Origin of the sequence: Aeromonas simiae (genome assembly GCF_014892695.1) — a bacterium.
Taxonomy (GTDB): Bacteria; Pseudomonadota; Gammaproteobacteria; order Enterobacterales; family Aeromonadaceae; genus Aeromonas; species Aeromonas simiae.
In genome coordinates this window covers 652,587-679,458 of record NZ_CP040449.1, presented here as the reverse complement: position 1 = coordinate 679,458, position 26,872 = coordinate 652,587, and the positions used below count along the sequence as shown (strand labels likewise).

At 63.6% G+C, this 26,872-nt stretch carries 23 protein-coding genes; 16 read left to right on the top strand and 7 right to left on the bottom strand.

Annotated elements, in window-relative coordinates:
* Nucleotides 1-26: 26 nt before the first annotated feature.
* The 6 genes from FE240_RS03215 to FE240_RS03190 all read left to right on the top strand — a co-directional run bounded on the left by FE240_RS03215 (nucleotide 27) and on the right by FE240_RS03190 (nucleotide 7,968).
* Nucleotides 27-2,099 (top strand): alpha-amylase, encoded by a 2,073-nt coding sequence (locus FE240_RS03215; protein WP_193003353.1) that lies wholly within the window; start codon nucleotides 27-29, stop codon nucleotides 2,097-2,099.
* Nucleotides 2,100-2,212: 113 nt separating this feature from the next.
* Nucleotides 2,213-3,484 carry an L-methionine/branched-chain amino acid transporter gene (gene yjeH, locus FE240_RS03210; RefSeq protein WP_193003352.1) on the top strand — a complete coding sequence of 424 codons (1,272 nt, stop codon included), beginning with the start codon at nucleotides 2,213-2,215 and terminating at the stop codon, nucleotides 3,482-3,484.
* A gap of 258 nt (nucleotides 3,485-3,742) precedes the next feature.
* A complete protein-coding gene (locus tag FE240_RS03205) occupies nucleotides 3,743-3,928 on the top strand; it encodes a hypothetical protein (RefSeq protein ID WP_193003351.1) in 186 nt (61 codons plus the stop codon).
* Nucleotides 3,925-5,181, top strand: a complete 1,257-nt coding sequence (locus FE240_RS03200) for an ATP-grasp domain-containing protein (protein ID WP_193003350.1) — start codon at nucleotides 3,925-3,927, stop codon at nucleotides 5,179-5,181. The genes FE240_RS03205 and FE240_RS03200 overlap by 4 nt, the downstream gene beginning before the upstream one ends.
* Complete coding sequence (locus tag FE240_RS03195; protein WP_193003349.1) at nucleotides 5,178-6,389, top strand: hypothetical protein; 1,212 nt, start codon at nucleotides 5,178-5,180, stop codon at nucleotides 6,387-6,389. Before FE240_RS03200 ends, FE240_RS03195 begins: the two co-directional genes overlap by 4 nt.
* Before the next feature lie 88 nt (nucleotides 6,390-6,477).
* A complete protein-coding gene (locus FE240_RS03190) occupies nucleotides 6,478-7,968 on the top strand; it encodes a histidine-type phosphatase (RefSeq protein WP_226798961.1) in 1,491 nt (496 codons plus the stop codon).
* A gap of 103 nt (nucleotides 7,969-8,071) precedes the next feature.
* Here the strand turns inward: FE240_RS03190 and FE240_RS03185 are convergent, their stop codons facing one another.
* The 4 genes from FE240_RS03185 to treR form a co-directional block, all read right to left on the bottom strand.
* Nucleotides 8,072-8,659 (bottom strand): sugar O-acetyltransferase, encoded by a 588-nt coding sequence (locus FE240_RS03185; RefSeq protein ID WP_319016745.1) that lies wholly within the window; start codon nucleotides 8,657-8,659, stop codon nucleotides 8,072-8,074.
* Between the two features lie 2 nt (nucleotides 8,660-8,661).
* Nucleotides 8,662-10,326 carry an alpha,alpha-phosphotrehalase gene (gene treC, locus FE240_RS03180; protein ID WP_193003347.1) on the bottom strand — a complete coding sequence of 555 codons (1,665 nt, stop codon included), beginning with the start codon at nucleotides 10,324-10,326 and terminating at the stop codon, nucleotides 8,662-8,664.
* A 64-nt stretch (nucleotides 10,327-10,390) separates the two neighbouring features.
* Nucleotides 10,391-11,809, bottom strand: coding sequence for a PTS trehalose transporter subunit IIBC (gene treB, locus FE240_RS03175; RefSeq protein WP_193003346.1), 1,419 nt, complete (start codon nucleotides 11,807-11,809; stop codon nucleotides 10,391-10,393).
* A gap of 180 nt (nucleotides 11,810-11,989) precedes the next feature.
* Complete coding sequence (gene treR / locus FE240_RS03170) at nucleotides 11,990-12,937, bottom strand: trehalose operon repressor TreR (protein WP_193003345.1); 948 nt, start codon at nucleotides 12,935-12,937, stop codon at nucleotides 11,990-11,992.
* 109 nt (nucleotides 12,938-13,046) lie between these two features.
* On the opposite strand from treR, the gene FE240_RS03165 reads away from it, so the two are divergent.
* The 4 genes from FE240_RS03165 to FE240_RS03150 all read left to right on the top strand — a co-directional run bounded on the left by FE240_RS03165 (nucleotide 13,047) and on the right by FE240_RS03150 (nucleotide 16,151).
* Entirely contained in the window at nucleotides 13,047-13,997 is a 951-nt protein-coding gene (locus tag FE240_RS03165) for an AEC family transporter (protein ID WP_193003344.1), read from the top strand.
* Between the two features lie 56 nt (nucleotides 13,998-14,053).
* On the top strand, nucleotides 14,054-14,245 hold the full coding sequence (locus FE240_RS03160; RefSeq protein WP_193003343.1) for a heavy-metal-associated domain-containing protein: 192 nt from the start codon (nucleotides 14,054-14,056) through the stop codon (nucleotides 14,243-14,245).
* A gap of 149 nt (nucleotides 14,246-14,394) precedes the next feature.
* A complete protein-coding gene (ansB, locus tag FE240_RS03155; protein ID WP_193003342.1) occupies nucleotides 14,395-15,453 on the top strand; it encodes an L-asparaginase 2 in 1,059 nt (352 codons plus the stop codon).
* A gap of 110 nt (nucleotides 15,454-15,563) precedes the next feature.
* The gene (locus FE240_RS03150) at nucleotides 15,564-16,151 is read left to right on the top strand and encodes a superinfection exclusion B family protein (RefSeq protein WP_193003341.1); all 588 of its coding nucleotides are present in this window, start codon (nucleotides 15,564-15,566) and stop codon (nucleotides 16,149-16,151) included.
* A 63-nt stretch (nucleotides 16,152-16,214) separates the two neighbouring features.
* Here FE240_RS03150 and FE240_RS03145 read toward each other — a convergent pair whose 3' ends face one another.
* Both FE240_RS03145 and FE240_RS03140 read right to left on the bottom strand, forming a co-directional pair.
* Complete coding sequence (locus FE240_RS03145) at nucleotides 16,215-16,673, bottom strand: methylglyoxal synthase (RefSeq protein ID WP_042046856.1); 459 nt, start codon at nucleotides 16,671-16,673, stop codon at nucleotides 16,215-16,217.
* Nucleotides 16,674-16,765: 92 nt separating this feature from the next.
* Nucleotides 16,766-17,926, bottom strand: coding sequence for an FAD-dependent oxidoreductase (locus FE240_RS03140; RefSeq protein WP_193004425.1), 1,161 nt, complete (start codon nucleotides 17,924-17,926; stop codon nucleotides 16,766-16,768).
* A 211-nt stretch (nucleotides 17,927-18,137) separates the two neighbouring features.
* Here FE240_RS03140 and miaB point away from each other — a divergent pair, with 211 nt between their 5' ends.
* The 5 genes from miaB (at nucleotide 18,138) to lnt (ending at nucleotide 23,630) form a co-directional block, all read left to right on the top strand.
* Entirely contained in the window at nucleotides 18,138-19,571 is a 1,434-nt protein-coding gene (miaB, locus tag FE240_RS03135; protein WP_042046853.1) for a tRNA (N6-isopentenyl adenosine(37)-C2)-methylthiotransferase MiaB, read from the top strand.
* 52 nt (nucleotides 19,572-19,623) lie between these two features.
* Entirely contained in the window at nucleotides 19,624-20,685 is a 1,062-nt protein-coding gene (locus FE240_RS03130) for a PhoH family protein (protein ID WP_193003340.1), read from the top strand.
* The gene (gene ybeY, locus FE240_RS03125) at nucleotides 20,682-21,146 is read left to right on the top strand and encodes an rRNA maturation RNase YbeY (RefSeq protein ID WP_193003339.1); all 465 of its coding nucleotides are present in this window, start codon (nucleotides 20,682-20,684) and stop codon (nucleotides 21,144-21,146) included. The genes FE240_RS03130 and ybeY overlap by 4 nt, the downstream gene beginning before the upstream one ends.
* Before the next feature lie 72 nt (nucleotides 21,147-21,218).
* Entirely contained in the window at nucleotides 21,219-22,097 is an 879-nt protein-coding gene (gene corC / locus FE240_RS03120) for a CNNM family magnesium/cobalt transport protein CorC (RefSeq protein ID WP_042046849.1), read from the top strand.
* Between the two features lie 3 nt (nucleotides 22,098-22,100).
* Entirely contained in the window at nucleotides 22,101-23,630 is a 1,530-nt protein-coding gene (gene lnt, locus FE240_RS03115; protein WP_193003338.1) for an apolipoprotein N-acyltransferase, read from the top strand.
* A gap of 66 nt (nucleotides 23,631-23,696) precedes the next feature.
* Here the strand turns inward: lnt and FE240_RS03110 are convergent, their stop codons facing one another.
* Nucleotides 23,697-24,176, bottom strand: coding sequence for a zinc ribbon-containing protein (locus FE240_RS03110; protein ID WP_193003337.1), 480 nt, complete (start codon nucleotides 24,174-24,176; stop codon nucleotides 23,697-23,699).
* Between the two features lie 116 nt (nucleotides 24,177-24,292).
* Here FE240_RS03110 and leuS point away from each other — a divergent pair, with 116 nt between their 5' ends.
* Complete coding sequence (leuS, locus tag FE240_RS03105) at nucleotides 24,293-26,869, top strand: leucine--tRNA ligase (RefSeq protein ID WP_193003336.1); 2,577 nt, start codon at nucleotides 24,293-24,295, stop codon at nucleotides 26,867-26,869.
* Nucleotides 26,870-26,872: the final 3 nt, after the last annotated feature.

Here is a 26,872-nt window from a genome sequence, read left to right as displayed (position 1 = left end):
GTTTACCCCGTGTCAAAGGATTGCCCATGTACCGCTCGCTCACGCCACTGTGCTTCGCCCTGCTGACCGCCCTGCCGACCCTGGGTCAGGCAGCCGCGCCCCTCTATCTCACCGTCGACGGCAAGCCGATTGCAGCCCCCTTCGATGGCGGCAAGGTGATTCATCCCCTGACCAAGGGCAGTTACCAGATCCAGATCACCGATGACGGCCGCCTCTGCGGCCCGGCCGAGGCGGCCCCGCTGCCGTTTGGCAAGGCCCTGCCACTGGCCGAGTGCGGCAAGGCGAAGGCCTACCAACTGCGGGTCATGCTGCCCGGCGACTATGAGTTCTCTTTCGATGAGCAACGCACCACCCTCAAGGTGCTGCGCGCCACCAAGAAGGGGGTGGTCACTCGCACCCCACCCGAGGTGGAGTGTGCCCGCTGGGACGGTGGCCCGGTCACCGCCTCCGTCAAGGGGGTATGGCCGGACGGCACCCGGCTGCGCGACGCTTACTCGGGGCAGGAGGGCGTCGTCAAGGGCGGCAAGCTGACCCTGACCCCCTCAGCCAGCAGCGGTGGCCTGCTGCTGCTCGAGCCGGTCAACGCCGCCAAGCGCGCCCCCTTCGATTGGGATCAGGCCAGCGTCTACTTCCTGCTGACCGACCGCTTCAACAATGGCGATCCCAGCAATGACAACAGCTTCGGCCGTCAGAAAGATGGCAAGGATGAGGTGGCCACCTGGCACGGCGGCGACTTTAAGGGATTGACCGAGAAGCTCGACTACATCAAGGCGCTCGGCATGAACGCCATCTGGATCACCCCCATGGTGGAGCAGATCCACGGTTTTATCGGCGGAGGTGAGCAAGGTAGCTTCCCCTTCTATGGCTATCACGGCTATTGGGCGCTCGATTTCACCAAAATAGACCCCAACTACGGGGATGAAGAGAGCCTGCGTACCCTGGTCGATGAGGCCCACAAGCGCGGTCTGCGGGTGCTGCTCGATGTGGTGATGAACCACGCCGGCTACGCCACGCTGGCAGATTTGCAGGATCTTGGCCTCACCTCGCTGGCCCAGAACACCGGCAAGCTGCCCGAGCACTGGAACAGCTGGACCCCGAGTGGCGGCCTCGACTGGCATGGCTACAACCAGTTCATCAACTACCAGTCCAATGACTGGAGCAAGTGGTGGGGCAAGGATTGGGTTCGCGCCGGTCTGCCCGGCTATCCGCAACCCGGCGTTGATGACGTCACCGGCAGTATCGCCGGCATGCCCGACTTCCTGACCGAATCGAGCAAATCGGTCGACTTGCCCGAGTTCCTCAAGCGCAAGGCCGATACCCGCGCCACACCGATCCCGGGCGCCAGCGTCAGCGACTATCTGGTGGCATGGCACACCGACTGGGTGCGCCGCTTCGGCATCGACGGCTTCCGCGCCGATACCGTCAAACACCTCGAGCCGGCCGTCTGGGCCAAGCTCAAGGCCGCCGGCAATGCCGCGCTCAAGGAGTGGAAGAGCGCCAACCCGGACAAGAAGCTCGACGATCTCCCCTTCTACATGGTGGGTGAGGTGTGGGATCACGGGGTGAGCAAGGACTTCTGGTACCAAAACGGCTTCGACTCGCTGATCAACTTCGACTATCAGCGCGAAGGGGCACTCACTCACGCCCAGTGCATGAGCCAGGCTGAGCCGACCTATGCCTCCTACGCCCAGCGCCTCAACACCGACCCCAACTTCAACGTGATGAGCTACATCTCCTCTCACGACACCAAGCTCTTCTTTGGTGACTATCAGGACGTGGCGCTGCAAAAGCGGGTCGCCAACAGCTTCCTGATGCTGCCGGGCGGCGTGCAGGTCTACTACGGTGACGAATCCGGCCGTGGACTGGCCAAAGATGGCGGGGTGTTTGACCAGGCGCTGCGCAGCGATATGAACTGGAGCGAGCTTGGTAGCGGCGACAAGGCCGGCCTGCTGCGTCACTGGCAGAAGATCGGCCAGTTCCGCGCCAGCCACCCCGCCATCGCCAGCGGCAGCCACAAGAAGCTCTCCGACGCGCCCTACAGCTTTGTGCGCGAGAAAGATGGCGACAAGGTGGTGGTGGTGTTCGCCGGTCGCAACTGAGCCGCATGAAGACACGAAGGGCCCTCACGGGCCCTTTTTTCGTTTATGCCTTGCAGTGACCGGAAAACAGCCTAGCATGGGGGCCTCCCTTGGTTTTTCTGGACAATAAGGACATGTCTCGCCTCAAAAAAGAGCTGGGTCTGTGGCAGGGAATGGGGTTGCTCGCCACCTCGTTGCTCGGTACCGGCATCTTCGTCGTACCGGCCACCGCCGCCGCGCTCGCCGGCAGCGCCTCCCTCTGGGCCTGGCTGCTGCTCATCACTTTGGTGCTGCCTATCGCCTTCACCTTCGCCCGCCTCGGGCGCCGCTACCCCCATGCGGGCGGTGCACCGCACCTGATCGGCCTGGCCTTCGGCAACGGCGCCGAACGCTTCTCCGCCTTCCTGTTTCTGGCCGTGCTACCGGTCGGCTTGCCGGCGGCGCTCTCCATGGCGGCCGGCTTCTGGCACGCCCTGTTCGAGATGAACGCCGTGACGCTCTGGCTGGTGCAACTCGCCACCCTGCTCGGGGTCTATCTGCTCGGCCTGCGCGGTGCGCGCTCCTCGGGCAACCTGCAACTGCTGATCGCACTGGCAATCCTGGCGCTCACCCTGCTGGTGTGGTTCAAAGGCGATCTCGCCATCAGTGACGGCGTCCGAGCGCTGCCGACCCAGGCCGAGTGGCCCGCCATGAGCACAGCGCTGGCGGTAATGTTCTGGTGCTATGTGGGACTCGAGGCCTTCGCCCATCTCGGCGAGGAGTTCAAGCGGCCGGAGCGGGACTACCCGCTGGCCCTGCTCGGCGGCGTGCTGCTGGCCGGCGTCATCTACTGGGCCAACTCGGTGGCGGTGCTCAAGTTCGGCCACTACGGCAGCGAGGCGCAGAACACCACCGCCATCCCGGCCCTGCTGGCCGATCTGTTCGGGCCCGAGGCCAAGGTGCTGGCCGCCCTGCTCGGCTACCTCTCCTGCTTTGCCAGCATCAACATCTACCTGCAAGGGTTTGCCCGCCTGATCTGGAGCATGGCCAGAGAGGGTAAGCTGCCGGCGCCGCTGGCCCGCCTCACCGCCCGTGGCTCACCGCTCAACGCCCTGAGCTTGGTGCTCGGCGTCTGCCTGCTCTCCATCACCCTGATCCTGTGGTGGCAGTTGCCCCTCGACAAGCTGATCCGCTACGCCAACGGCAACTTCATCCTGGTCTACCTGCTGTCGATGGCGGCCGGTTTCGTGCTGCTGCCGCGCATCGGCAAGTGGCTGGCCGGGCTCAGCGCCCTGCTCTGCCTGGCGGTGTTCGTGGCGCTGGCCGAGGAGTCGGCCTATGTGCTGCTGCTCGCCATCGGCTATGGCCTGTGGCGCTGGGGGCGCCGCTGGTTAGCCACGCGCACCACCTCGAGCGCATCCCACTGACTCCGATGACAGGCCCAGCAACGGGCCTGTCATATCTGACAAGCCCTCCCGCCGGATTGTTGATTGACATATCACAAAGCCCCTTCCCTTCACCTGGGATGCGCCATCCCCCGCCACCACCGCCCATTTTTTTCACTATATCGCCCACATAAAGGGGTCATTTATTCGATTAAAGCGCCATATTGTTTCGCCAATATCCCCATGTTGTACTAGCCGCCGTTCTCATTTGTTACCGGCTTGTCACACGGCGTCACACTCATGGCTCGCATATTGATCATCGACTCCACCACGGAGCAGCACTTCCCCCTCCCTCAGGTCGAGCAGGCGTTCCTGCCGGGTCACCCGATTGAGCTGTGCCACATCGCTCACAGCGATGAGCTATCCGACGCGCTGCTGGCCAGCCAGGATGACCTGTTCCGGCCTGAACAAAAGGAGAGAGCATGAAGACCTTCATCGTCCTGCAAAACATCGTCACCTTTCGCGCCGACTGGCAGCGGCTGGCCGCCCCCGGCCAGTACGCGCTCTGCCTGCTCACCGGCGAGCAGGGGTGGGCCAACCTGAGCGATGCCCAGAAGGCCTGCTTCGATCGCATCGACATCTGCCACCCCTATGATCAGACCCGCCTCGAGCAGGCCTGCCGTACCCTGTTGCAAGAGCGCCACCTCAGCGACATGGACGAGGTGCGCATCCTCACCAACGACGAGTACTTCCTCGGCCACGCCGCGCTGCTGCGCGAGCGCTTCTCCATTCCGGGCCCGGATCACGCCGCCACCCTCCCCTTTATCAACAAGCTGCGCATGAAGGAGGTGATGAGTAAGGGCGAAGTGCCGGTGCCGCGCGCCGTCCCGTTCCTGCCCGAGCGCCTTAAGCAGGAGGGGGAGGATTACTGCCGCGAGCTGGCCGAGCACCTCGGCTTTCCCATCTTCGCCAAGCAGGTCGATTCGGCCGGCAGCGAGCGGATCGCCAAGCTGACCGATGCGACGGCCCTCGCCCTTTGGTGCCGGCAACACGCCGGGGTGAGCAACTACGAGCTCGACGAGTTTCTCGACGGGGATCTCTACCATGTCGATGCCTTGGTCTATCGGGGGGAGGTGCGCTCGCTCTACCTGTGCCGCTACAGCCACCCCAATGCCGAGTTCATCAACGGCAAGCCGGTGGGCAGCCTGCCCCTCTCCCCGGAGGACCCCCTGCACGCCCGGCTGGTGGCGTTCAACCATCAGGTGTTTCGCGCCCTCGGCCAGGTGCCTGACGGCGCCACCCACCTCGAGCTGTTCCACACCCGCGATGACCGGCTGGTCTTTCTCGAGATCGCCGCCAGGGCGCCGGGGGGCTGGATCCCGCAGATGCATGCCCGCTGCTCGGGGCGCAACATCGAGGAGCAGCACTTTCTGGCCCAGATGGGCCGCCTGCCCCCGCCCGACCTCGAGACCGGCGAAGTGGCCGCCTGGGTCTGGTATCCCCAGCGCCCCGGCCAGCACGCCCACACCCGCCATCCCTTGCCGCTACAGAGCCAGCATCAGGCGAGCTGGGAAGTCGCCCACGGCGCACCGCTCATCCAGCCCCAGAGCGTGCGCGACCGCATCGGCGGCGTCCTGCTGTGGAGCCGCTCACGCGCCCTGCTGGAGGCCGACTTCCGCTGGCTGGTCGAGGAGTTTTGCCCCTATCAGGCCGCCAAGGAGCAGGAGACGCAGCCGTGACCCTGGGTGCCATGCTCAGGCTCTGGCTACCCAGTGCCATCAGCGTCAGCCTGCTCAACCTCGAGTTGCCGGTCATCTCGCTGATCCTGGCCGCCAGCAACCTGGCGGCCAGTGCCGACTATGGGTTGGCGCTCAGTACCTTCATGTTCGCCAACGCCTTTGTCTTCCCGCTCTGCACCCTGGTCGTCAAGGAGCGCAAGCGGCGCGAGGTGCTGGTCGCGGCGGCGCTGCTGGCCCTGACCACCTTCCTGCTCTTCAACGCCGCCATCGCCGGGTGGGATGCCGGCCGCGGCGGCCACCTCGCCACCTTGCTGCATCTTTTCTCCTTCTCGCTGCTGGCGGTGGCCCTGCGCCGCTACCTGCAGGGGTGCTGCATCCTGGCTGGCGAGACCAGACCGATGAGCCGCGCCTCCTTGCTGCGGGTGCTGATCTCAACCCTCGGTTGCTATCTGCTGGTGCAGCAGGGGTGGCCGGTCGATCTGGCCGCCATCACGGCGCTGGTGGCGGCGGCATGGCTGGAGTCACTGCTGCTGGCCCTGCTGCTGTGGCGGCGCGCCATTCCCTGGCATGCGGGTCATGGCGCCGGCTACCGCTCCCTGCTGGCCCCCTACGGGGCGGCTTTCCTGATGACCGCCTCAGCCCTGATGAGCAACCTGGTGGTGGTGCTCTGTCTGGGGCGAGTGGAGGGGGGGGAGGTGCTGCTGGCCTACTGGCCGCTCACCTTTGGCCTGCTCTGCGTGGCCATCGGCACCGTGCTCGATCTCGAGGGGATCCTGCTCAAGATCCTCGACCAGTCGCCGCCGCAGGCACTGCGCACCTTCCTGCTGTTGCAGGCGGGGCTGCCCGCCTGCCTGTTCTTGTTGCTTGGGCTGTTGTTGGATCACTACGCGCTGTGGCCCGCCGGCAGCCGCGACCTCTACCTCACCTGGCCCTTCATTCTCGGCGTCGCTCTGGTGGCCGTGCTCTGGGTGTGGCGGGGCGAGCGCAGGGCCAGATTGCTGCGCGCCAACCGGCTCGGCCCCATTCACCTGAGCGTGCCGCTGGCCCTGCTCACGCCGCTGCTGCTGTTTCACCTGCTGGTCATCCCAAATCCAGGCATGCTGATCTCGCTGCTGATCTTCGCCCTTCCCATCGCCTTGGAGCTGGGCGGCTACCTGCTGACACCCCGCTATCCCCTCCCATGGCAGGAAAAAACCGAAGGGGCCTGAGGGCCCCCATTTGCTCTCCTGACATGGTGCTGTCATCTTGGCCTCCTATCTTGCAGCCACTCCCTTTCCGTTGTCTTCAAGGATGAACATGTTGCAACACGCTCCTCTCACTCTCTCCGTCACGCTGGCCCTGCTGCTCTCTGGCTGTAATAGCTCGTCAAACGACTCCAGCGCGCCGCCGCAATCCGGTGAATATCAATACAGTACCAAGACGGTCTATCAGCCGCGTCAGGCTGGAGCCAGCTACCACGCCGCGCCGGCCGGCTTCCAGCCGGTCTTCACCGAGCTGGTGGCACGCCACGGCTCGCGCTCGCTCTCAAGCCCCAAGTACGACGTGCTGACCAAGTTGGTGTGGGAGGCCGCCGCCAAGCAGGGGGCGCTGACCGAGCTGGGTCAGGGGCTCGGCGCCAAGGTGGATGCGGTCACCGCCGCCAACCAAACACTCGGCTATGGCCTGCTCAGTGAGCTGGGAAAAGAGGAGCACGCCAACCTGGCCACCCGACTGGCCGAGCGGCTGCCCACCCTGCTGACCCAGGGGGCAAGCCCCTTGTGCCTCAAGGTCGAAACCTCGGGTAAGGATCGCGCCAACGAAAGCGCCTACTACTTCATGCAGAGCCTGGCCAAGCGGGTCAATCTGGTGGCCGATAGCAGCGACTGTTATGTCAGTCAGGAGAACCCCTCCGAGATCGACAAGGGGCTGCGTAACAAGGCCGAGCTCTACTTCCACAAGACCGAGCCCGAGGAGGCGAAATACCTGCCCGCCTTCCAGGCCTACCAGGCCTTCATCGGTGACGAGGATAACGGGGTGGCCCCCGCCCCCGAGCTGACCGCCGCCCTCGATGCGCTCAAGGCGCTGCCCCAGACCAAAGTGATGGCCCGCGAGATGCTCGAGCGCCTCTACAGCAAGCCCTTCGTCGATGAGCTGGCCGGCGGGGTGGAGTATGTGGCAGTCAATCCGGAAGATGGCGGCAAGACCTATGTGCGCGACGAGGTGGATGCCGCCCTGATGCTCTACAACCTGTTCATCATTGGCCCCGGCATGATTCGTGAGGCGCAGGCGCAAGGGGCGCCGTGGGATCTCGAGCAGTTCATCACCCCGGAGGAGTCGGCCTGGTTCTCTTATCTTTCCGATGCCGAGGATTTCTACGAGAAGGGGCCGAGCCTGAGCAGCCAGAGCGCCACCTATGCGGTGGCCCAACCCCTGCTCGATGGTCTGTTCAACGAGGTGCAGCGTCAGGTGGTGGAAGGGGCCGGCGAGCATGTGGCCAAACTGCGCTTCGCCCATGCCGAGACCATGATCCCGCTGGCCGCCCTGATGAAACTCGAAGGCAGCCGCCAGAGCGCCACACCGGGCGAGCTGATGAGCCAGGCCAACAACGAGTGGCGCGGCGGCTGGGTCTCCCCCTATGCGGCCAACATCCAGTGGGACGTCTATCGCAACCAGGCGGGCACCGTGCTGGTCAAGCAGCTCTACAACGAAAAAGAGCTGGCCTTCAAGCGCGACTGCACCCCCATCGAGGCCGGCAGCCTCTTCTATGAGTTCGGCGAACTCAAGCGCTGCTACGGCTATCAGCCCTAACCCCACCTCGTGCACGAAACAGGCCGGCTATCGCCGGCCCTACCAAGAGTGTGAATCTATCGGACAAACAGGGACACCACAGCGATAGGCTGCGGCGTCCCCCTCATGCTCCTGCCAACTCCTCAGCGGTCAGGGGGCGCAATACCCGGCAGGGGTTGCCGGCCGCCACCACGTTGGGGGGGATATCACGGGTCACCACAGAGCCTGCGCCAATCACGCTGTTCTCCCCTATGGTGACACCGGGGCAGATGACGCTGGCCCCACCGATCCAGACGTTATCCCCGATGCGCACCGGCTTGCCAAACTCCACCCCTGCCACCCGTGGCGCCACTGCCACCGGGTGGGTAGCGGTATAAATCTGCACATGGGGCGCCAGCAGCACATTGTCACCGATGTGCACCTCGCACACGTCGAGGATGGTGCAGCCAAAGTTTGCGTAGAAGTTCTCGCCCACATGGATGTTGCTGCCGTAGTCGCAAAAGAAGGGGGGCGTGATAAAACAGCGCGCGCCACGTCCTCCCAGGAGGGCGGTTAGCCGCCCCTCCCATTCGGCCGAGGTGGTGCTGTCACGGTTCATCTCCCCGAGCAGGGCCCGGCAACGCTCCCGCTTGGCCACCAGCTCCGGATCACCCGCATCATAGGGTTCACCCGCCACCATCTTGTGCCACTCAGCCCCCGGCATCCCGCTCATGCTCACTCCTTGATAAGCCACATCAGCGATTCATAGGGGCGCAACCGGCACGACTGAGGCCGCGACGGGCTCCCCTCGTAGTTGGAGATCAGCAGCTCGCCACGCCCTTGAGAGATCCCCTCGGGCAGGGCGAAATCCACCGACTCGCCGTAGAAGTTGCTCACCACCAGCAGGGTCTGCCCCTCGGCACGGCGGGCATAGGCCCAGACTTGCGCATGCCCCGCCAGCAACTCCTGATAGTCCCCCACCGTGAGGATGGGGTACGCCTTGCGCAGACGGACCAGATCCCGGTAGTGCCAGAACACCGAGTCCGGGTCGGCCAGGGCCGCCGTCGCGTTGAGCGTGGTGTAGTTGCCGGCAGGCGCCAGCCAGGGGGTGCCTTGGGTAAAACCGGCATTGGGGGCGGCATTCCACTGCATGGGGGCTCGCGAGTTATCACGCGACTTAGCGGCCAAAATGGCGAGGATCTCGGCCTCACTCATCCCCTCGTCACGCTTGATGGCGTAGATGTTACGGCTCTCCACATCCTGATAATCGTCGATGCACTGATAGCCGGGGTTGGTCATGCCGATCTCCTCCCCCTGATAGATGTAGGGAGTGCCCTGCAACCCGTGCAAGGTCGTGGCCAGCATCTTGGCGGCCACCACCCTGTGTTCACCCTCGTCGCCAAAACGCGAGACGATGCGTGGCTGGTCGTGGTTGCACCAGAACAGCGCCGACCACGCCTGGCCGTGCATGCCACTTTGCCAGTGGTTAAAGATGCGCTTGAGCTCGAGGAAGTCAAACGGGGCGCGCGTCCACTTGTCACCGTTCGGGTAATCCACCTTGAGGTGGTGGAAGTTGAACACCATGGAGAGCTCGGAGCCGTCCAGCGCACCGTAGCGGCGGCAGTGCTCGAGGGTGGTCGAGGACATCTCACCCACCGTCATCGCCCCCACAGGGGCAAACACGTCGCGGCTCACGTCCTGCAAGAACTCGTGGATGCGCGGCCCGTCGGTGTAGAAACGGCGGCCGTCGCCGCTCTCATCGCTCGGGAAGGCCTGATCCTTGGAGATGAGGTTGATAACGTCGAGCCGAAAGCCATCGACCCCCTTGCCAGCCCAGAAGTGGATGATCTTCTTCACCTCGGCGCGCACCGCCGGGTTTTCCCAGTTGAGATCGGCCTGCTCGCGGGCAAACAGATGCAGGTAGTACTGATCGGTGGCGGCATCGCGCTCCCAGGCACTGCCGCCGAACTTAGATTGCCAGTTATTCGGCACACCGCCATCGACCGGATCGCGCCAAATGTAGTAATCGCGGTAAGGGCTGCTCTTGTCACCCAACGCGGCCTTGAACCAGGGGTGCGCGGTGGAGGTGTGGTTGACGACGATATCCATGATGATGCGGATGCCGCGAGCATGGGCCGCCGCCAGCAGCGCCTCGAAATCAGCCATGGTGCCGTAGGCAGGATCGATGGCGTAGTAGTCGGCGATGTCATAGCCATTGTCCACCTGCGGCGAGACATAGACTGGGGTCAGCCAGATGGCATCAATTTCAAGGGTCTTGAGGTAATCGAGGCGCGCCATGATCCCCTTGAGATCGCCAGTACCGCGTGCACCGCTGTCCTGAAAACTCTTGGGGTAGATCTGGTAAATCACGGCACTCTGCCACCAGGGCGTTTGACTCATGGGGGGTCTCTCTTGTGTTGCAATCAAACGAAGTCAGGCGCGGCCAATGCCGCGCCTTGTCATATCAGATAGTGGCCAGCTTGCCGGCCGCCTGTTGGCGCTTGTAAACCAGCACGGTCAGAGCCATGGGGATGACAATCGCCACCAGCATGGCCAGGGCATAGATGGCCCAAAACTGCGGCTGGATGGAGAGGATGCCGGGCAGGCCCCCCACGCCGATACCGTTGGCCAGCACCCCCGAAAAACCGCACAGGATGGCTGCCAAGCACGAGCCCACCATGGCGCACAGCATGGGGAACTTGTAGCGCAGGTTAATGCCGTACATGGCCGGCTCGGTCACCCCGAGGTAGGCGGAGATGGCGGCAGGCACCGAGATCTCCCGCTCGTTCTCGCGGCGACTGATCAGGATGATCCCCACCACGGCTGATGCTTGGGCGATGTTGGAGAGCGCAATCAGCGGCCAGATCGGGGTGCCACCCATGCTCTGCATCAGTTGCAGATCCACGGCGTTGGTGGTGTGGTGGATACCCGTGATGACCAGCGGCGCATAGAGAAAGCCAAACAGAGCGGCACCGATCGGGGCAAACGAGCCGGTCATGGCGGCCTTGGCAGCCCAGGCCACCCCGTCACCAATCCAGCGGCCGAACGGGCCAATCAGGGTATGGGCCAGGATCACCGCCAGCAGCAAGGAGACAAAGGGTACCACCACCAGATAGAGATAGGCGGGGATGATGCGCTTCATGTTGGTCTCAATCCAGGCCAGCGCCACACCGGCCAGCAGAGCCGGGATCACCTGGGCCTGATAGCCCACCTTCTCGATGGCAAACAGGCCGAAGTCCCACACCTCGGGCACCTGTTGACCGATGAGATAGGCGTTCATCAGTTGGGGCGATACCAGGGTGATACCGAGCACAATCCCGAGGATCTCAGAGCCGCCCAATTTCTTGACCGCAGACCAGCAAACACCGACCGGCAGGAAGTGGAAGATGGCCTCGCCGAGCAGCCAAAGGAAGGCGTGAACCTGAGCCCAGAACTGGCTGGTTTCGGTGAGGGTCTTGCCATCGAACATCTTGATGTCGCCGATGACGTTGCGAAAACCGAGGATGAGGCCGCCAGTGATGATGGCCGGCAGCAGCGGCACGAAGATCTCGGCCAGATGGGAGATGCCGCGCTCCAACGGATTCATGTTCTGACGCGCCGCCTGCTTGGCGCTCTCCTTGCTACCGCCGCTCACGCCGATCTCCTCGGTCAGCGCCTTAAACCACTGATCGACCTCGTTGCCGATGACCACCTGGAATTGGCCGGCGTTGGTGAAGCAGCCCTTGACCGCAGGAATGGCCTCGATGGCCTTGGCGTCGGCCTTGGCCGGATCGTTGAGCACGAAGCGTAGCCGTGTCAGGCAGTGGCTGACGGTGGCGATGTTCTCTTTGCCGCCAATCTTCTCGATGAGCAGGGCAAGATGCTGGGTGTTGATCTTGGTCATGGGGTCGTCCCTCTGTGACGCGTGTGTGTCGTGTTCCCGTTTCTGCTTCATGCAGACAGGTTTTGGTATCGTTCCCATTCAAGATGAAACAAAGGGGAAACAGCAGCAATGGGAACGTTCCCAGATTGCTGCATTGGTCACAGAATAGTCAGGGTAAGTCGAAGAAAACTGCGATCGGGATCACAAGGTGACGCAGGGCGCGATGGTGGCGCACGGGGGCAAACCTTGCTCAATCTGGCCGAGCAACTGTGCGGCGGCCTGCACTCCGGCCCCCTTATAGCCCAGATCCAGACTGCGAGCATTGGTGAACAGGAAGGCGAGCAGCGGGTTATTGCCAAGGCCGGTCACCCGCACCTCACCACGTCCCTGCTCCTGCAAGTATTTGGCGGCGCCGATGGCCAGGGTGTCGCTGGCACAGACCAGCGCCTCGGTGGTCGGGGTCAGCAACGAGGCCGCGAGGCGATAGCCGCTCTGATGGGAGAGATCCCCGAACGCCACCCTCGGCGTCAGGCCATGTTCGGTGCAGCAGGCGAGGTAGGCATCGCGCCGGCGCGCCCCGGTGGTGAGATCGGCCGGATCGACGCCGAGGTAGGCGATATCACGTACCCCTTCAGCCAGCAGGCCTTGCACCATGGTATGGATCGCCCCCTCGTCATCGAAACAGACCGACGAGAAGCCCGGCGCCTCACGCGCCACCAGCACCAGCCGCTCACAGAAGGGGGTCATGGCGGCATAGTCGAGATCGTTAAAGGCAAACAGAATGATGCCATCCACCCCGCGCCGATCCAGCACCGTCAGGTGCTCAATCACCTTCTGGGGGGAGAACTTGCTCTCCATCAGCACCGCGTCATAGCCGCGCGGGTAGAGGGTCTCGAGCATGCCACGCACCGCCTGGTTCTCCGAGCTCGAATCGAGGCGCGAGACGATGATGCCGATCACCTTCTGGCTCTGGCTGCGCATGGCGCGCGCCGATTTGCTCGGGGTGAAGCCGTGCTGGGCGATCACCTGCTCGATACGCTGGCGGGTCTCCTCCTTGACCCTAGGGTCCTGATTGAGCACCCGCGAGACGGTCGACTTGCCGACCCCGGCAAGGCGGGCGATATCGAGGATGGTGAGCTTCTTTTCCATGGCACGGCATCAAAAATGGGGGGAAGAGGCCGTATTGTTGTAATTCGCTCCGGCAAATACAAGCCGATGGCGCTAGAATGGCCCCCCGTCTTCAACGAAGGAGAGGACGATGGATCTCCTCGCCAGCCTGCACTTCTCACTCTCGATCACCGGCCCCATCTGTCTGGTGCTGCTGCTCGGCATCGCCCTCAAGCGCCTCGGCCTGCTCCCCGACAGCTTCGTCGAATCGGCCTCACGACTGGTGTTCCAAGTGACCCTGCCGGCCCTCTTGTTTCTCAGCATGGTGCGCACCGACTTCTCGACCATGCCAAGCCCTTGGCTGATCCTCTACGGCCTGCTCGCCACCCTCACCGCCTTTGTGCTGCTCGAGCTGACGGCGACACGCTGCATCGGCGAGCGGCGCCTGCGCGGCATCTTCGTGCAGGGGAGCTTTCGCGGCAACATGGGGATCATGGGGCTGGCCTATGTGCAGAATGCCTACGGCCCTGAGGGGATCGGGGCCGCCGCCCTCTACGTGGGGGCGGTCACCGTGCTCTATAACATCCTCGCGGTGATCACCCTGACCCGCAGCCTGGGCGGGGGCCATGGCCTGCGGCCCATCGTGAAGGGGGTGGCCAAAAATCCCCTCATCATCGCCATCGTCTCGGCGCTGCCGTTTAGCCTGTTCGGAGTGGCGCTGCCCGAGCTGCTGCTCACCACCGGCAACTACTTTGCCCACATGACCCTGCCGCTCGCCCTGCTCTGTACCGGTGCCAGCCTCAACCTCAGGGTGCTGCGCGGTGGCGTCGCCCTCACCGGCTGGGCCACCGCCAACCGCCTGCTGCTGATCCCGCTGCTGCTGGTGGTCGGGGCCTGGCTGCTCGGCTTTCGCGGTCAGGCGCTCGGCATCCTGTTTCTGGTCAGCTCGACCCCGACGGCGGCCGCCAGCTACGTGATGACCCGCGCCATGGGCGGCGACAGTGCCACGGCCGCCAATATCATCGCCACCACCACCCTCGGCTCCCTGCTCACCACCAGCCTGGGAGCGGCGCTGATGGGCTATCTCGGCCTGATGGCTTGACCTTGCCCCAGCCGGCAGGCGTAAGGTCTTGCCATCGTCACACAAGGAGTAGCACCATGATCGAACTACATGTCACCGGTATGTCCTGCGGCGGCTGCGCCGCCTCGCTGCAAAGGGCGCTGGCCAGCCAGCCCGGCGTAACCCATGTCGAAGTGGATTTCGCCAGCGCCACCGCCAGAGTCGAAGGGGAGATCGAGCGAGCGGCCCTGATCGCGTTGGTTGAGGCGCAGGGCTTCAACGCCAGTTGATACCTCCGGTTAATATCTCTATTTAGAGGTAAAAGGTAGGTAAAAATTCGGTATCAGTCTGTCTTTTGGTGAATCTTGTCACAAACCACCTAAAGAAAAGGCGCAAAATTGCTGCGATTTTTTAATCAACCAGAGAAGGAAGTCGCAGCATGTCCCTCCCCATTCGCAAGACCCTGATCGCCGCCGTCCTCGGCATGACCCTCTCCCCGCTCGCCTTTGCCCTGCCCAGTGTCCACATCCTGGCCACCGGCGGCACCATAGCCGGCGCAGGCCAATCGGCCACCCAATCTAACTACGAGGCCGGCAAGGTCGCCATCGACACCCTGATCGCCGCCGTGCCCGACATGAAGAAGATCGCCGAGGTACAAGGGGAGCAGGTGGTCAAAATTGGCTCCCAGGACATGAATGACGAGGTGTGGCTGACCCTCGCCAAGCGGGTCAACGAGCTGCTGGCCAAGGATGACGTGGACGGCGTGGTCATCACCCACGGCACCGACACCATGGAAGAGACCGCCTACTTCCTCAACCTCACCGTCAAGAGTGACAAACCGGTGGTGCTGGTCGGTGCCATGCGCCCCTCCACCGCCATGAGCGCCGATGGCCCGATGAACCTCTACAACGCCGTGGTGACCGCCTCCGATCCGGCTTCCAAGGGGCGTGGCGTGATGGTGGCGATGAACGACACCGTGCTCGATGCCCGTGACGTCACCAAGACCAACACCACAGGGGTGCAGACCTTCGCCGCCCCCAACTTCGGCCCGCTCGGCTACATCCACAATGGCAAGATCGACTACCAGCGCGCCCCGCAGTACAAGCACACCAGTGCCACCCCATTTGACGTGAGCAAGCTCGACAAGCTGCCCCAGGTTGGCATCGTCTACAGCTATGCCAACGCTTCGGATCTGCCGGCCAAGGCGCTGGTCGACGCCAAGTTTGACGGCATCGTCAGTGCCGGTGTCGGCAACGGCAACCTCTACCACACCCTGTTCGACACCCTGGCCAAGGCGAGCAAGGACGGCATCCGCGTCGTGCGTTCAAGCCGAGTGCCGACCGGCTCGACCACTCAGGATGCCGAGGTGGATGACGCCAAGTACGGCTTCGTCGCCGCCGAGACCCTCAACCCGCAGAAGGCGCGGGTGCTGCTGATGCTGGCCCTCACCAAGACCAAGGATCCCCAGCAGATCCAGCGCTACTTCCAGCAGTACTGATCCCAGCAGTACTGAACCACCGAGGCGAAAGGGGCGAACACTCGCCCCTTTTTTATTGGCACGTCCCTTGCTTTAGATCCTGCGCTTGCCCCTTTTACCGAGGAATAGACATGAAACGCTGGATCCAACACTTCCATCATCTGGCTCGCCTCAACTGGGTCATGGTCTGGTTGCTGCTGTGCTGCAGCCTGATCCTGCTGTTCCCCTCCACCCTGATGGGCGGAGCCGTCAGCCGCTGGACCGAGATCTATGGCGGCTGGCTGGGTGTCGGCATGCTGGTCGCCCTCTCTTACTTCGCCAGCCAGGGGCTGCTCATCGGTTGGGAGTGGCTGTGTGACGCATGGAGTGAACGTCGCCAGCACGACCAGATGGAGCAGACCCTCTCGTTTCTCGACTTCAACGAGAAGGCAGTGCTGCGCGAGTTCGTGCTGCAACGAAAAAGCGTCATAAATCTGCCGATCACCGAGCCTGCCGTCAAAAACCTGATGGATGCGGGCATCCTCACCTACGCCTATGGCCGCCCACACAGGGAGAAAGAGGACGAGAACCAGATCCGCGCCCTGATGATCGCCCTGCCGGCACGCCCCCTGCTCACCTACAAGGTGCTGGGGCTGTCGCGCGGCAAGATGAGCGACGAGCAGGTCGAGCAGATCATGAATGCTCGCCCCAAGTTCGCCCAGAAGGGGCTGTCGCGCTAAGAGCGGCAGGAACAAAAAAGCCGGACACGTGTCCGGCTTTTTTCATCGGCAAAGGGGGGCGCCTCAGGCGGTGCGCTCCTTGAGGTAACCGGCATAATCCGGGATCTCAACCGTGAACGGCTGGTTCATGTGCGGGCAGTCCATCAGGAAATCGGCGGTCGCCTCGTTGGTAGCCACCGGAATGTTCCACACCGCCGCCAGGCGCAGCAGGGCCTTGACGTCCGGGTCATGGGGCACGGCGTTGAGCGGGTCCCAAAAGAAGATGAGCACGTCGATCTTGCCCTCGGCGATCAGGGCGCCGAGCTGCTGATCGCCCCCCATGGGGCCGGAGAAGAGACAGGTGATGGGCAGGCCGGCGGACTTGCCAAGCAGGGTGCCCGTGGTGCCGGTGGCATAGAGGTGGTGCAGCTTGAGCGCCTCTTTGCGCTGCATGACCCAGCGTTGCAGGTTCTGCTTCATGTTGTCGTGGGCGACCAGGGCAACCCGCTTGTGGGCTGCCATTTCACGTGTCGTACTGCGCATGTTCCGATTCCGTATTGACTGCGAGAAGAAGCCGCCATGCTACCCGAAAAGGGCGACCATGGGCGCATCGGCGGCGATAAGTGTGATCGCGGCTAGAGGCCGAGGGCGTAGCGCAGGGCCAGCGCCTTGAGCGGGCCGGCCCGATCCGCCAGACCAAGGCCAAGGTTGCGCAGCACCGGCAGGGGGCCGAGGCGGTTGCTAAAGCTGGCGTAGAAGAGATCCATCCCCGACTGCATCAACTGATTGTCGGGGCGGCGCCGGCGCTCATAGCGCCCCGCCAGCGCGGCGTCGTGCCACTTTTCTCCGGCTTTTTGCAGCAGCTCGCACCAGCAGGCCACATCGCGAAAGCCGAGGTTGACCCCCTGCCCCGCCAGCGGATTGATGGTGTGGGCCGCATCCCCGAGCAGCACCACCCGGCCGGCGTGATAACGGTTGGCGTGACGGCGCACCAGCGGAAAACTGCCGCGCCCGGTGACCCGAAATCCGCCGAGGCGGCTGGGGAAGGCGGCGCGGATCTCCCGCTCCAGCGCGGCCGGCTCGAGGGCCATCAGGGCGCGGATACGCGCCGGGCTGTCGTACCACACCAGGGAGCCATGCTGGCCCGACAAGGGCAGGAAGGCGCGCGGGCCGCTCGGGGTGAACTGCTGCCAGGTGATATCCTGCTGCGCCGCATCGGTGTCGATGTTGATGAGCATGCAGTGCTGGCGATACTCGAAGCGCGACACACCGATCCCCGCCAACTGCCGGGTCACCGACTCGGCTCCGTCGCAGGCCAGTACCCAGCGGGCGCTCAGCTGAGTGCCATCGGTCAGGGTCAGGGTCACCCCTTGCGGCTCCTGCTCGAGCCGGGCGAGACGGGCCGGGGTCAGGGTACGCACATGGGGGTGTTGCTCCAGCGCCGCCAGCAGACCGAGCTGCACCAGGCGGTTCTCGACTATGTAGCCAAGCTGGGGCAGCCCCAGCTCATCGGCATGAAAACGGGTGGTAAACCCCTCCCACTCCCAGGTCTCGAGCGCCCGATAGGGGCAGGCGCGCATGGCGCGGGTATGCGCCCAGCCGCCGGCCTGCTCGAGCAGGGCGACCGAGGCGGCGCTGATGGCCGAGACCCGTAGATCAAACGGCTGCTCCGCGGCAAAGGGGGCCGGTAACTCGGCCTCGACCAGCACCACCTCACGCCCCTGCTGGGCCAGCAGGGCAGCCGCTGCGGCGCCGACCATGCCACCGCCTATGATGGCGATATCACAAGATTGCATCACGCTGAAATTCCAGTTGCAGGCCACTCGGGCCGCTGACGAGGGGGGCATTGTACCCGCCTTTGCCCTCCCCTGCAGTGACCGGGCGCCACAAAAAACCGCCATGAGGCAGGAGATGGCGCGGCTGGATATTAACTGGTCAGGGGCGGCATTGCGGAGTAAAATGCCCGGTCCTTTGACCATGCCGATTTCAACACCCGCAAGAGTAGCAATGAGCAAGAAACTTCATATCAAGACCTGGGGCTGCCAGATGAACGAGTACGACTCGTCCAAGATGGCCGACCTGCTCGACGCCAGCAACGGTTATCAGCTCACCGAAGAGCCGGAAGAGGCCGATGTCCTGCTGCTGAATACCTGTTCCATCCGCGAAAAAGCGCAGGAGAAGGTGTTCCACCAGTTGGGCCGCTGGAAATTGCTCAAGGAGAAGAACCCGGCGCTGGTGATCGGCGTGGGCGGCTGCGTCGCCTCCCAGGAAGGGGATGCCATCCGCAACCGCGCTCCCTATGTGGACATCGTGTTCGGCCCGCAGACCCTGCACCGGCTGCCCGCCATGATCCGCAGCGTCCAAGAGGGCCGTGGTGCCCAGGTGGACGTCAGCTTCCCCGAGATCGAGAAGTTCGACCGCCTGCCCGAGCCGCGCGCCGAAGGGGCGACCGCGTTTGTCTCCATCATGGAAGGGTGCTCCAAATACTGCTCCTTCTGCGTGGTACCCTACACCCGCGGCGAGGAGGTGAGCCGTCCGCTCGACGACGTGCTCTATGAAATTGCCCAGCTCGCCGAGCAGGGGGTGCGCGAGGTCAACCTGCTTGGCCAGAACGTCAACGCCTACCGCGGCGCCACCCACGAAGGGGGGATCTGCTCGTTCGCCGAGCTGCTGCGTCTGGTGGCCGCCATCGATGGCATCGATCGCATCCGCTACACCACCAGCCACCCGATCGAGTTCACCGACGACATCATCGAGGTCTACAAAGACACCCCTGAGCTGGTCAGCTTCCTGCACCTGCCGGTGCAAAGCGGCTCGGATCGCATCCTGACCCTGATGAAGCGCCCGCACACCGCGCTCGAGTACAAGTCAAAGCTCCGCCGCCTGCGTGCCGCCCGCCCCGACATCACCATCAGCTCCGACTTCATCGTCGGCTTCCCCGGCGAAACCGCCGAGGACTTCGCCGCCACCATGAAGCTCATCGAGGAGGTGGGGTTCGACATGAGCTTCAGCTTTATCTACAGCCCGCGTCCCGGCACCCCGGCCGCCGACCTGCCCGATGACGTGGACATGGAAGAGAAGAAAGAGCGCCTCTACCAGTTGCAGCACCTCATCAACCATCAGGCGATGCAGATCAGCCGCGCCATGCAGGGCAGCACCCAGCGCATCCTGGTGGAGGGCCCCTCCAAGCTCAACCCCATGGAGCTGCGCGGGCGTACCGAGAACAACCGGGTGGTGAACTTCGAAGGCCCGCACAGCCTCATCGGCCGTTTCGCCGACGTGGAGATCACCGAGGTGATGCCTCACTCACTGCGCGGCACCTTCCTGCGCGGCGAGGAGGAGATGGGACTGCGTGTCGCCATGGCCCCGAGCGAGATCCTCGCTCGCCGTCCGGACAACGTGCCGGACGAGCTGGGCGTCGCCGCCTTCACCCCCCACTGATTTGCCAGCCGCCTGCCCTCGGGCGGGCGGCCTCTTCTTCACGAGGCCTCTCTTGAGCAGAAACATCACCACCGTCAACCTGCACCTTGAGCCCGCCGATAACGCCCGGCTGGCCAGCCTGTGCGGGCCGTTTGACGACAACCTCAAGCAGATCGAGCGGCGCATGGGCGTCGAGATCAGCTATCGCAACAACCATATCCAGATCCTCGGTAACGCCACCCAGGCCGAGGCGGTGGCCGGGCTGCTCAAGCAGCTCTACGTCGAGACCGCCCCGGTGCGTGGCAATCAGATCCCGGACATCGAGCCGGATCAGGTGCACCTGGCGATCCAGGGCTGCCATGCCCTGGAGCAGGGGGAGAGTGAAGCGCGCGATCCAGCCATGAGCTGGGGCAAAGAGGTCAACATCAAGACCAAGCGCGGCATGATCAAGGCGCGCAGCCAGAACCAGTCCCAGTACATCGCCAACATAGTGCGCCACGACATCACCTTCGGCATCGGCCCGGCCGGCACCGGCAAGACCTACCTGGCCGTGGCTGCCGCCGTGGACGCCCTGGAGCGCCAAGAGATCCGCCGCATCCTGCTGACCCGTCCGGCGGTCGAAGCGGGCGAGAAGCTCGGTTTTCTGCCCGGCGATCTCTCCCAGAAGGTCGACCCCTACCTGCGCCCCCTCTACGATGCCCTGTTCGAGATGCTCGGCTTCGAGCGCGTGGAGAAGCTCATCGAGCGCAACGTCATCGAGGTGGCGCCGCTCGCCTACATGCGTGGCCGCACCCTCAACGACGCCTTCATCATCCTCGACGAGGCCCAGAACACCACCACAGAGCAGATGAAGATGTTCCTGACCCGCATCGGCTTCAACTCCAAGGCGGTGATCACCGGCGACATCACCCAGATCGACCTGCCGCGCGGCGCCAAATCGGGCCTGCGCCACGCCCTGGAGGTGTTGCAGGGGGTCGATGGCCTCTCCTTTAACTTCTTCCAGTCTCAGGACGTGGTGCGCCACCCCGTGGTGGCCCGCATCGTCCAGGCCTATGAGGCGTTTGACGCCACCCAAGCGCGCCAGAAGGCCGCCCAGGATGCCGAGCGCAACCATACCAAGGAGAATCAGGCATGAGCGTGATGCTGGACTTGCAACTGGCCTGCGCCAACGAACAGGGATTGCCGGGTGAAGCCGATTTTCAGCGCTGGCTGGATGGCGCCGTGCTCGGCTTCCAGCAGGAGGCCGAAGTCACCGTTCGTCTGGTCGATGAGGCCGAGAGTCACGAGCTCAACCTCACCTACCGTGGCAAGGACAAGCCGACCAACGTGCTCTCCTTCCCGTTTGAAGCACCGCCCGGCCTAGCGCTGCCGCTGCTCGGCGATCTGGTGATCTGCCGTCAGGTGGTGGAGCAGGAAGCCAACGAGCAGGGCAAACCGCTGGAGGCCCACTGGGCCCACATGGTTGTCCACGGCAGCCTGCATCTGCTAGGTTATGACCATATCGAGGACGACGAGGCCGAAGAGATGGAGCAGCTTGAACGCGACATCATGCGCGAGCTGGGCTACGCCGACCCGTACATGGATGACGAGCAGTAACTCCCTTGAAACAGTTGGGATTTAACCTCATATCTGCCGCATCGAATTTTCCGTAAACCATCAAGAGACAAGATGACCGACGATCACCCTAGTACCGGCTCGCCGAAGAAGAGCTGGCTCGACAAACTCAGCCAACTGTTCCAAGGCGAGCCCAAGGACCGCAACGATCTGGTGGAAGTGATTCAGGACGCCGAAGAGCGCGACCTGATCGACCAGGATACCAAGGACATGATAGAGGGGGTGCTCGAGATCGCCGAGCTGCGGGTGCGGGACATCATGATCCCCCGCTCCCAGATGGTGACCATCGAGAAGACCCAGCCGCTGCCGGAGTTCCTGCCCGTCATCATCGAGTCGGGTCACTCCCGCTTCCCGGTGATCAACGAGGACAAGGATCACGTGGAGGGCATCCTGCTCGCCAAGGATCTGCTGCGGGTCGGCCTCGGTCTGGAAGAGGAGCCGTTCGCCATCGAGCGCTTCCTGCGTCCTGCCGTGATCGTCCCCGAGAGCAAGCGAGTCGATCGCCTGCTCAAGGAGTTCCAAGCCGAGCGCTATCACATGGCCATGGTGGTCGACGAGTTCGGCGGCGTGTCGGGGCTGGTGACCATCGAGGACATCCTGGAGCTGATCGTCGGCGAGATCGACGACGAGTTCGATGACGACGACAACGAGCCTGACGAGATCCGCCGCATCAGCAAGCGGGTATTCTCAGTCAGTGCCCTGACCGAGATCGAAGACTTCAACGACTACTTCGGCAGCCTGTTCAGCGACGAAGAGGTCGACACGGTCGGCGGTCTGGTGATGCACGCCTTCGGCCACCTGCCGGAGAAGGGCGAAGAGGTCGAGATCGACGGTTATCTGTTCAAGGTAATGCACGCCGATCGTCGCCGACTGCAGCAGTTACAGGTTAAGATACCGGACGACCATGTTGCAGCCCAATCAGAGCCCCAATAATCCGTGAAATCGAGACTCCTGATCACTCTGTGCGCCCTGTTCTGCGGGGCGCTTTCCGTTCTGGCATTTGCCCCGTTCGGCTACTGGCCCCTGGTACTCCCCTCTCTGCTCGGCCTCTACGCCCTGCTCGACAAGGCAAGCCCGAAGCAGGCCGCCTGGCGCGGCTTTGGCTATGCCATGGGGATGTTCCTGCCGGGGCTGTGGTGGATCCACGTCAGCATGACCTACTTCGGTGGCATCCCACTGCCGGTCGCCTTTGTCCTGCTGGCCTGTCTCTCGGCCTATCTGGCGCTCTACCCGACGCTCGCCTGCTGGGCCTTCGCCCGCTTCTTTTATGAGCGTCACTGGAGCCGCTGGCTGCTCGCCTTCCCGGCCCTGTGGCTGGTGGCCGACTGGCTACGCGGCAGCGTGATGACCGGTTTCCCCTGGCTCTGGTTCGGCTATACCCAGATCGACGGCCCCCTCAAAGGGCTCGCCCCCCTGCTCGGCGTACAGGCCATCACCCTGGCCCTGCTGCTGACCGCCTCCAGCCTGTGGCTGGTGTGGCAGAGCCGCCGCCTGATCTGGCTGGCACTGCCGACGGCGCTCATCGCCGTGGCCATGCTCTCGATGCAGCACAGCTGGGTCAGCCGTGGGGAGCCGGTGAAGGTGGCTCTGGTGCAGGGCAATATCGAGCAGTCCCTCAAGTGGGACCCGGAGGCCCTGGTGCCGACGGTGCGCAAATACCAGGACTTGAGCCGCGCCAATCAGGATGCGGACATCATCATCTGGCCCGAGTCGGCCATTCCGGCCCTGGAAAAGGAGATGGTTCCCTACCTCGAGAACCTCGACAAGGCGATGAAGGTGAACGACACCGCCCTCATCAGCGGCATCATCAACTTCGACATGGATGAGCGGCGCTTCTACAACGTGGTGCTCGGCATGGGACTGACCGATCTCGATGGCAAGCAGAGCTATCACTACCAGCAGGCCAACCGTTACAACAAGGTGCACCTGCTGCCCATCGGCGAGTACGTGCCGCTCGGGGATCTGCTGCGCCCCATCGCCCCCTTCTTCAACCTGCCCATGTCAGACTTCAGCGAAGGGGCACCGGTGCAGGAGAACCTGCTGGCCAAGGGGCTACGTCTGGCCACGGCCATCTGCTACGAGATCATCTTCCCCGAGGAGGTGCGCCGCAACGTGAAGGCCGATACCGACTTCCTGCTGACCGTCTCCAACGACGCCTGGTTTGGCAAGAGCATAGGCCCGTGGCAGCACATGGAGATCGCCCGCATGCGTAGCCTGGAGCTGGCCCGTCCGCTACTGCGTGGCACCAACACCGGCATCACGGTGGCGACCGAGGTGGATGGCCACATCATAGGCCAACTGCCCCAGTTCGAGGACGGAGTGCTGCGCGTCGAGGTGCGTCCCGCCCGTGGCATGACCCCCTACCAGCGCCTCGGCTCCTGGCCTCTCTATGGCCTGACCGCGGTGCTGCTGCTGCTGGCTCTGTGGCTGCGCCCGCGCGCCCATCCCTGGAGCGAGCGGGGCTAATCCCTACGGTTTATCCATGAAAGAGGCGCCCTGAGGCGCCTCTTTTTCTATCCGATGACCGGCCTCTCAGGGGGAGAGTGGCTCGCGCGCGAACGCGCTGGCGCCGCACTCGATACACGCCCCGAGCTGCTCGGGGCGCAGCACCGTATGGCGATGACCGCACTGGCTGCATACCATGGTGCCAAGGCCAACCCAGTCACCGGCGTGATACTCCCCCTTGTGCTCCAGCTCGGCCGCCAGCTCCTGCCATTCGACCTGGGTGCGATCAGTCGCCTCGGCCAGCCAGCCCCAGATGGAGTCTTGCAGCAGCAGGGAGAACTCAGACTCCTCCTCCGGGCGCCCCTGGTCAAAGGTGTCCAGATCGCGCTTGACGTACTCGGCAATCAGGGCCCATTCATCACGGGTCAACTCACCCGCCGCCTCCAGATAGGCCTGCACCCTGGCAATCAACCGGTTCAGCCGCTCCTCATGAAATTGACCCGCCGCTTCCCACTGGGCCCGCAGCTCTTCGATGAAGGCCTCATAGCCCTTTTTCTGCTTGTCCATGGTCTCTCCTCCCTTCCACCGCCCCCGGCCGGTTGTTGCGGCCGTCGTTACTGGGTATTCTATGGCGATTTCCCAGCTGGATGTTTCAATCCAATTCACAGATCCGGATGTCACCAATGCAAGAACAGTACGTTCCCCAGACGATTGAACCCTCAGTGCAGCAGCGCTGGGATACCCAGAAAACCTTCAAGGCCGTGGAAAAGGTCGACAAGGAGAAGTTCTACTGCCTCTCCATGTTCCCCTACCCGTCGGGTCGTCTACACATGGGGCACGTTCGCAACTACACCATAGGCGACGTCATCTCCCGCTATCAACGGCTCAACGGCAAGAACGTGATGCAACCGATCGGTTGGGACGCCTTCGGCCTGCCGGCCGAGAACGCCGCCGTCAAGAACAAGACCGCGCCGGCGCCCTGGACCTACGAAAACATCGAATACATGAAGAACCAGCTCAAGATGCTGGGTCTTGGCTATGACTGGGACAGAGAGCTGGCCACCTGCAAGCCGGATTACTACCGCTGGGAGCAGTGGTTCTTCACCAAGCTCTACGAGAAGGGACTGGTCTACAAGAAGACCTCCTCGGTCAACTGGTGCCCGAACGACCAGACCGTGCTGGCCAACGAGCAGGTGGTCGACAACTGCTGCTGGCGCTGCGACACCCCGGTCGAGCAAAAAGAGATCCCCCAGTGGTTCATCAAGATCACCGACTATGCCGACGAGCTGCTGCGGGATCTGGATCACCTCGACGGCTGGCCCGACATGGTCAAGACCATGCAGCGCAACTGGATTGGCCGCTCCGAAGGGGTCAACATCAGCTTCGCCATCGAAGGGCAAGAGGAGCAGTTGGAGGTCTACACCACCCGTCCGGACACCTTCATGGGCGTGACCTATGTGGCCATCGCCGCCGGCCACCCGCTGGCCGCTCAGGCGGCAGCCGGTAATCCCGATCTGGTGGCCTTTATCGAAGAGTGCAAGCACACCAAGGTCGCCGAAGCCGACATGGCTACCATGGACAAGAAGGGGATGGCGACCGGTCTGTATGCCATCCACCCGCTCGACGGTCGCAAGGTGCCGGTGTGGGTCGCCAACTTCGTGCTGATGAACTACGGCACCGGCGCCGTGATGGCCGTACCGGCCCACGACCAGCGTGACTTCGAGTTCGCCAGCAAATACGGCCTCGACATCAAGGCGGTGATCAAGCCGGTCGACGGCGAGGCCGACATCTCCGAGGCGGCTTACACCGAGAAGGGGGTGCTGTTTAACTCCGGCGAGTTCGACGGCCTCGACTTCCAAGGCGCCTTCGACGCCATCGCCAGCAAGCTGGAGACGCTCGGCTGCGGCAAGCGCACCGTCAACTTCCGTCTGCGCGACTGGGGCGTCTCCCGCCAGCGCTACTGGGGTGCCCCTATCCCGATGCTGACCCTGGCAGACGGCACCGTGGTGCCGACCCCGGCCGATCAGCTGCCGGTGGTACTGCCCGAAGACGTGGTCATGGACGGCATCCAGAGCCCGATCAAGGCCGACCCCGAGTGGGCCAAGACCAGCTACAACGGTCAAGAGGCGTTTCGCGAGACCGACACCTTCGACACCTTCATGGAGTCCTCTTGGTACTACGCCCGCTACTGCTCCCCGGACTACGACAAGGGGATGCTGGACGTGGAGAAGGCCAACCACTGGCTGCCGGTGGATCAGTACATCGGCGGTATCGAGCACGCCTGTATGCACCTGCTCTACGCCCGCTTCTTCCACAAGCTGCTGCGCGACACCGGTCTGGTGAACAGCGATGAGCCGTTCAAGCGCCTGCTCTGCCAGGGCATGGTGCTGGCCGACGCCTTCTATTACCACGACGAGAAGGGTGGCCGGGTCTGGGTCAGCCCCCTTGACGTGACCGTCGAGCGCGACGAGAAGGGCCGCATCACCAAGGCGGTGGACAACGAGGGCCGCGAAGTGATCCACTCCGGCATGACCAAGATGTCCAAGTCCAAGAACAACGGCATCGACCCGCAACTGATGGTGGAGCGTTACGGCGCCGACACCGTGCGTCTGTTCATGATGTTCGCCTCCCCGGCTGAGATGACCCTCGAGTGGTCTGACGCCGGTGTGGAAGGGGCCCAGCGCTTCCTGCGCCGTCTGTGGCGGATGACCTTCGAGCACGTCAACGGTGGCGCCGTGGCGGCACTCGACGTGGCCAGCCTCAACAGTGACCAACAAGCCCTGCGCCGCGAGCTGCACAAGACCATCAAGAAGGTGAGCGATGACATCGGTCGCCGCCAGACCTTCAATACGGCCATCGCCGCCATCATGGAGCTGATGAACCACCTGGCCAAACTCGGCAACGAGGGTCAGGATCGCGCCCTGATGCAGGAGGCGCTCGAAGCCATCGCCGTCATGCTCTACCCCATCACCCCGCACATCTGCTGCGAGCTGTGGACCGCACTCGGCAAGCCGGGCAACGTTGACGAGGCCTGCTGGCCGGTCGTCGACGAAGCGGCCTTGGTCGAGAGCGAGAAGTTGGTGGTGTTGCAGGTAAACGGCAAGGTACGCGGCAAGATCACCGTACCGGCCGAGATCAACCAGCAGCAGATCGAAGAGCTCGCCATGACCGATGCCGGCGTGCAAAAGCACACCGAAGGCAAGACCATCCGCAAGGTGATCTATGTGCCGGGCAAGCTGCTCAATATCGTGGCGAACTAACAA

Excerpts from the sequence above, each read along its gene's own strand:
- FE240_RS03165 (WP_193003344.1), top strand. The coding sequence starts at position 13,047 with ATGGATCTCCTCGCCAGCCTGCACTTCTCACTCTCGATCACCGGCCCC.
- FE240_RS03185 (WP_319016745.1), bottom strand. The coding sequence starts at position 8,659 with ATGAGCGGGATGCCGGGGGCTGAGTGGCACAAGATGGTGGCGGGTGAA.
- treR (WP_193003345.1), bottom strand. The coding sequence starts at position 12,937 with ATGGAAAAGAAGCTCACCATCCTCGATATCGCCCGCCTTGCCGGGGTC.
- FE240_RS03110 (WP_193003337.1), bottom strand. The coding sequence starts at position 24,176 with ATGGACAAGCAGAAAAAGGGCTATGAGGCCTTCATCGAAGAGCTGCGG.
- yjeH (WP_193003352.1), top strand. The coding sequence starts at position 2,213 with ATGTCTCGCCTCAAAAAAGAGCTGGGTCTGTGGCAGGGAATGGGGTTG.
- FE240_RS03145 (WP_042046856.1), bottom strand. The coding sequence starts at position 16,673 with ATGCGCAGTACGACACGTGAAATGGCAGCCCACAAGCGGGTTGCCCTG.
- FE240_RS03160 (WP_193003343.1), top strand. The coding sequence starts at position 14,054 with ATGATCGAACTACATGTCACCGGTATGTCCTGCGGCGGCTGCGCCGCC.
- ybeY (WP_193003339.1), top strand. The coding sequence starts at position 20,682 with ATGAGCGTGATGCTGGACTTGCAACTGGCCTGCGCCAACGAACAGGGA.
- FE240_RS03215 (WP_193003353.1), top strand. The coding sequence starts at position 27 with ATGTACCGCTCGCTCACGCCACTGTGCTTCGCCCTGCTGACCGCCCTG.
- corC (WP_042046849.1), top strand. The coding sequence starts at position 21,219 with ATGACCGACGATCACCCTAGTACCGGCTCGCCGAAGAAGAGCTGGCTC.
- leuS (WP_193003336.1), top strand. The coding sequence starts at position 24,293 with ATGCAAGAACAGTACGTTCCCCAGACGATTGAACCCTCAGTGCAGCAG.
- miaB (WP_042046853.1), top strand. The coding sequence starts at position 18,138 with ATGAGCAAGAAACTTCATATCAAGACCTGGGGCTGCCAGATGAACGAG.
- FE240_RS03200 (WP_193003350.1), top strand. The coding sequence starts at position 3,925 with ATGAAGACCTTCATCGTCCTGCAAAACATCGTCACCTTTCGCGCCGAC.
- treB (WP_193003346.1), bottom strand. The coding sequence starts at position 11,809 with ATGACCAAGATCAACACCCAGCATCTTGCCCTGCTCATCGAGAAGATT.
- FE240_RS03150 (WP_193003341.1), top strand. The coding sequence starts at position 15,564 with ATGAAACGCTGGATCCAACACTTCCATCATCTGGCTCGCCTCAACTGG.
- treC (WP_193003347.1), bottom strand. The coding sequence starts at position 10,326 with ATGAGTCAAACGCCCTGGTGGCAGAGTGCCGTGATTTACCAGATCTAC.
- FE240_RS03140 (WP_193004425.1), bottom strand. The coding sequence starts at position 17,926 with ATGCAATCTTGTGATATCGCCATCATAGGCGGTGGCATGGTCGGCGCC.
- FE240_RS03205 (WP_193003351.1), top strand. The coding sequence starts at position 3,743 with ATGGCTCGCATATTGATCATCGACTCCACCACGGAGCAGCACTTCCCC.
- ansB (WP_193003342.1), top strand. The coding sequence starts at position 14,395 with ATGTCCCTCCCCATTCGCAAGACCCTGATCGCCGCCGTCCTCGGCATG.
- FE240_RS03190 (WP_226798961.1), top strand. The coding sequence starts at position 6,478 with ATGTTGCAACACGCTCCTCTCACTCTCTCCGTCACGCTGGCCCTGCTG.